The sequence below is a fragment of the Phenylobacterium sp. genome, from assembly GCF_031181185.1.
Taxonomy (GTDB): domain Bacteria; phylum Pseudomonadota; class Alphaproteobacteria; order Caulobacterales; family Caulobacteraceae; genus Phenylobacterium.
Genome location: NZ_JAPSKZ010000239.1, coordinates 1 through 4,496, shown reverse-complemented (window position 1 = coordinate 4,496; position 4,496 = coordinate 1). Strand labels below are relative to the sequence as shown.

The 4,496-nt window shown below is 70.9% G+C and carries 4 protein-coding genes; 2 read left to right on the top strand and 2 right to left on the bottom strand.

Features of this window, described 5'->3' with window-relative positions:
* Window positions 1–30: 30 nt before the first annotated feature.
* Together RIF93_RS18900 and glpK are read right to left on the bottom strand one after the other, a co-directional pair.
* On the bottom strand, window positions 31–801 hold the full coding sequence (locus RIF93_RS18900; RefSeq protein WP_309093000.1) for a class II aldolase/adducin family protein: 771 nt from the start codon (window positions 799–801) through the stop codon (window positions 31–33).
* Between the two features lie 61 nt (window positions 802–862).
* Window positions 863–2,359 (bottom strand): glycerol kinase GlpK, encoded by a 1,497-nt coding sequence (gene glpK, locus RIF93_RS18895; protein ID WP_309092999.1) that lies wholly within the window; start codon window positions 2,357–2,359, stop codon window positions 863–865.
* Between the two features lie 125 nt (window positions 2,360–2,484).
* Between glpK and RIF93_RS18890 the strand changes: the two genes are divergently transcribed.
* Together RIF93_RS18890 and RIF93_RS18885 are read left to right on the top strand one after the other, a co-directional pair.
* On the top strand, window positions 2,485–3,606 hold the full coding sequence (locus RIF93_RS18890) for a DUF2336 domain-containing protein (RefSeq protein WP_309092998.1): 1,122 nt from the start codon (window positions 2,485–2,487) through the stop codon (window positions 3,604–3,606).
* A 49-nt stretch (window positions 3,607–3,655) separates the two neighbouring features.
* A complete protein-coding gene (locus RIF93_RS18885; protein ID WP_309092997.1) occupies window positions 3,656–4,438 on the top strand; it encodes an NAD kinase in 783 nt (260 codons plus the stop codon).
* The last annotated feature ends 58 nt before the right edge of the window (window positions 4,439–4,496 follow it).

Genomic DNA, 4,496 nt, shown 5'->3' with positions numbered 1-4,496 from the left:
GCGTCCTGCCGGGCGTCGCGGGCGTAAGCCTCAGGCGTCGTAGCCGGGGAGTTCGCGGTCGAGGCGGCGCAGGCAGCCGGGCCAGGCGAGGCTGCCGCCAATGCCGCGGGAGGTCTGCATCTTCACCTCCTCGCGTGCGGCCTCCGGGGCCATCAGCACGTTCTCGCGCCCGGCCGACAGCGCCATCACCTGCTGCTTGCAGGCGCGTTCGAGGAAGAACATGCCCACCCAGCAGTCGCCGGCGGTGGCGCCGACCGAGAGCGTGCCGTGGTTGCGGAGCAACATCAGGTGCTTGTCGCCGAGGTCGGCCACCAGGCGCTCGCGCTCATCGAGGTTCAGGGCGATGCCCTCATAGTCGTGGTAGCCCAGCCGCGGCAGCACGATCAGCGCGTGCTGGGAGATCGGCAGCAGGCCCTCCTTCTGGGCTGCGACGGCCACGCCCTGGTCGGAGTGCAGGTGCATGACGAAGTGGGCGTCCTCGCGGGCCATGTGCACGGCCGAGTGGATGGTGAAACCCGCCGGATTGATGAAGTACGGCGTCTCCTGGAGGACGTTGCCGTCCAGGTCGATCTTCACCAGCGACGAGGCGGTGATCTCCTCGAACAGCATGCCGTACGGGTTGATCAGGAAGTGGTGCTCGGGCCCCGGGATGCGAGCGGAGATGTGGGTGTAGACGAGGTCGTCCCACCCGTGCAGCGCCACCAGGCGGTAAAGGGCGGCCAGGTCCACGCGGGCCTGCCATTCCTCGGCGCTGACCTTGCCCTTGAGCGAGACCACGCCCGCAGCCGATCCGTCCGCCATGGGGCTCTCCCTTAGCCTTGTTCCTTATCGCCGTTCAGGGTCGCCCCCCGGAGGTGCCGCGTCAAGCGGTGCGCACGCGGGGGACCGCGTCCAGCCACCGCGCATAGGCGCCTTCGCGGCGGCCGGCGTCCATCTGGGGCTGATAGCTCTCGGTCGGCGGGCGCGAGGCGGCGGCCTCGGCGAGGTCGCGGTAGACGCCAGCGCCCACGCCCGCGAAGAGGGCCGCCCCGAGGGCGGTCGTCTCCCGGTAGGTGGCGCGGCAGACGCGGATGCCGGTGAGATCGGCCAGGCGCTGGCTGAACCAAGGGCTCTTCGACATCCCGCCGTCGATGCGCATCTCGACGCCGCCGGCGAAGGCGGAGGGCGCGTCGCCGCGCATGGCCTCGATCAGGTCGCGGGTCTGCAGGGCGCAGGCGTCGAAAGCGGCCTGGGCGATCTCGGCCCTCCCCGCGTCGCGGGTCAGCCCGAACAGAGCCCCACGAGCGTTGGCGTCCCACCAGGGCGCGCCGAGGCCCGTGAAGGCCGGCACCAGGGTGACGCCGTGGTCTTCGCGGGCGGCGGCGGCCAGGGCCTCGACCGCCTGGGGCCCGCCCTCGACGCCCAGGCCCTCCTCGATCCATTGAATCGCGGCGCCGGCGATGAAGATAGCGCCTTCCAGCGCATAGGTGGTGCGGCCGTCCACACGGGCGGCGACGGTGGTCAGGAGGCGCGCGCGCGACGGCGCGGGGGTCTCGCCCGTATTGACCAGCAGGAAGCAGCCGGTGCCGTAGGTGGCCTTCATCTCGCCCGGCTTGATGCACCCCTGTCCCATCAGGGCGGCCTGCTGGTCGCCGGCGACGCCGCGGATTGGGATGGCGCGGCCCAGCAGCGGAGCCTCGGTCTCGCCGTAGTCGCCGTTGCAGTCCAGGACCTGGGGCATCAGCGAGAGCGGCACGTCTAGCATCTCGGCCAGTTCGGCGGACCACTCGCCTTTTGCGATGTCGAACAGCAAGGTGCGCGAGGCGTTCGTGGCGTCGGTGGCGTGGACCCGGCCGCCGGTCAGCTTCCAGATCACCCAGGTGTCGATGGTGCCGGTCAGCAGGTCGCCGCGCATGGCCGCTTCGCGCGCGCCGGAGACGTGGTCCAGCAGCCAGGCGAGCTTGGTACCCGAGAAGTACGGATCGAGCAGCAGGCCGGTGAGCTCGGTGACGCGGGCCTCGCACCCCCTGGCGCGCAGGCGCTGGCAGGCGGGCTCGGTGCGGCGGTCCTGCCAGACGACGGCGTTGTGGATAGCGCGGCCGGTGCTGCGGTCCCAGACCACCACCGTCTCGCGCTGGTTGGTGATGCCGATGACGGCGACGGCGGCGATGTCGGCGCCCGCAGTCTCCACAGCTTCGCGCAGGACAGCGACCGAGGCCTCGTAGATCTCCTGGGCGTCGTGCTCGACCCAGCCATCGCGCGGGTAGACCTGCTTCAGCGGCCGCCCCGCCTCGGCCAGCGCCTGGCCGTCGGGGGTGAACAAGATCGCGCGCGTACTGGTCGTGCCCTGGTCCAGCGCCAGGATCAGCGGATCGGCCATGCCCTCTTTTCCGTCCCTGTTTTGAACGTGCGGTCTGGTCAACGTCCGAGCTTAAGCATGTTTTCACTCGCGCTCATCAGGATCGCTTACAGCCGACTTCGGTTTGGGCAATGGGGGACTGGGCCTTGAGCCTCGCGCTGAGCAGCGAAAACCTGCTCGAACTCGCCAAGAGCCGCGCGCCCGCGGACCGCGAACGCCTGCTGCTGGCGATCGTGGACCTGTGCGACACACCGCACGCGGGCGACGCGATGAAGTCCCCGCAGATCCAGGGCCTGCTGTCGTCGATCTTCATGAGCCTGGTGGTCGAGGCCGAGCGCGACATTCGCCAGCGCCTGGCCGAGAAGCTGGCGTCGGCCGATTGGGTCCCGCCGGCGCTGGTCAATGTGCTGGCCCTCGACGAGATCGAGATCGCCCGACCGGTGATCGCCCAGAGCCCCCTGCTCCGCGACCTTGACCTGGTGCGGCTGCTGGTCGAGGCCACGATCGAGCACCAGATCGAAATCGCCCGGCGCCCGAACATCTCTCAGAACATCGTCTCTGCCATCCTGCACCAAGGGGAACCGGCGGTGCTGACCGCGCTGGCCGGCAACGACACCGCCGAGCTGTCGCCGCGCGACATGGCCGAGCTGGTCGAGCGCGCCCGCACCATCGCCGGCCTGCGCACCCCGCTGTCCAGGCATCCGCGCCTGACCAGCGACCTGGCCGAGAAGCTGTACGTCTGGGTCGGCCTGGCGCTGCGCAAGTCGCTGGCCGACCGCTTCCGCCTGGATTCCGAAGCGCTGGACCGGGCGCTGGCCGAGGCGGTGTCCGAGGCCCACGCCGGAGCCCCCAAGCCGGGCAAGACGCCGGTGGTGACGGTGCGCGACGGCGAGCGCGAGGAGATGGAGCGCCGGCTCATCGAGAAGCTGCACAGCGCAGGCCAGCTGCGGCCGGGCTATCTGGTGCGCGCGCTGCGCGAAGGGCGGCTGACGCTGTTCTTGACGGCGCTGGCCATGCTGGGGCGGTTCGACGGAGACCAGGTGCGGCGCGCGATCGATTCCGACCGGCCCGAGCTGCTGGGCCTGGCCTGCGCGGCGGTGGGCATCGACCGCAGCGTCTTCCCGACCATCCTGGAGCTGGTGCGCGAGCTGAACGGCGGGCGGCCGGGCGGCGGCAACGAGTCGGCCCGGCGCGCGGCGGGCGCCTTCGCCCCGGTCAGCCCCAGTGTCGCCGGCGCGGCCTTCCGTCAGGCGGCCCGCGCGCTCTGACGCTGCGGCCACTGGACAGACGCGCCGGCTTGCGGCGTTGTCGGCCCTCATGTTCAAGCCCGAAGCCTTCGTCACGCGGTTGACCTTCCTGGCCAGCGACCGGCCCGAGGCGCAGGAGGCGCGCGAGCGGCTGGCCGAGCGCTATGGCGACGCGGGCGCAGACGGGGCGCAGGTGGTGGTGGCCCTGGGCGGCGACGGCTTCATGCTCGAGACGGTGCACGCGTGCATGGGCCGCGCGAAGCCGATCTACGGCATGAACCGCGGCTCGGTCGGCTTCCTGATGAACGAATACAGCGAAGACGGCCTCCTGGAGCGGATCAACGCCGCCGAGCGGGCGGTCATCCACCCCTTGCGGATGACGGCGGTAGACGTGGCGGGACAGCGGCACGACGCGGTGGCGTTCAACGAGGTCTCGCTGCTGCGCCAGACGCGGCAGACGGCCAAGCTGCGCATTTCGGTGGACGGCAAGGTGCGCCTGAGCGAGCTGTCGTGCGACGGGGCGCTGGTTGCCACGCCGGCGGGCTCGACCGCCTACAACCTCTCGGCGCATGGCCCGATCATTCCGCTGGACGCCAAGATCCTGGCGCTGACGCCGATCAGCGCCTTCCGGCCCCGGCGCTGGCGGGGCGCCCTCCTGGCGCACACGGCGAAGGTCGACTTCAAGATCCTGGAGGCGGACAAACGGCCGGTGAGCGCGGTGGCCGACAACTTCGAGGTCCGCCACGTCGCCGACGTGCGGGTCGCCGAGGACCGCGACGTGTCGATCACCATGCTGTTCGACGCCGGCCGCAGCCTGGAAGAGCGGGTGCTGGCCGAGCAGTTCGCGGTCTAGGTCGCAAGGCCATCGCACGGCTCAGGTGTTATTAACGGGTTGAGCCTAGCCTTTGCTC

What these genes read in the sequence shown, in the direction of transcription:
- RIF93_RS18885 (WP_309092997.1), top strand. Translation starts at nt 3,656, where the DNA reads ATGTTCAAGCCCGAAGCCTTCGTCACGCGGTTGACCTTCCTGGCCAGC.
- RIF93_RS18900 (WP_309093000.1), bottom strand. Translation starts at nt 801, where the DNA reads ATGGCGGACGGATCGGCTGCGGGCGTGGTCTCGCTCAAGGGCAAGGTC.
- glpK (WP_309092999.1), bottom strand. Translation starts at nt 2,359, where the DNA reads ATGGCCGATCCGCTGATCCTGGCGCTGGACCAGGGCACGACCAGTACG.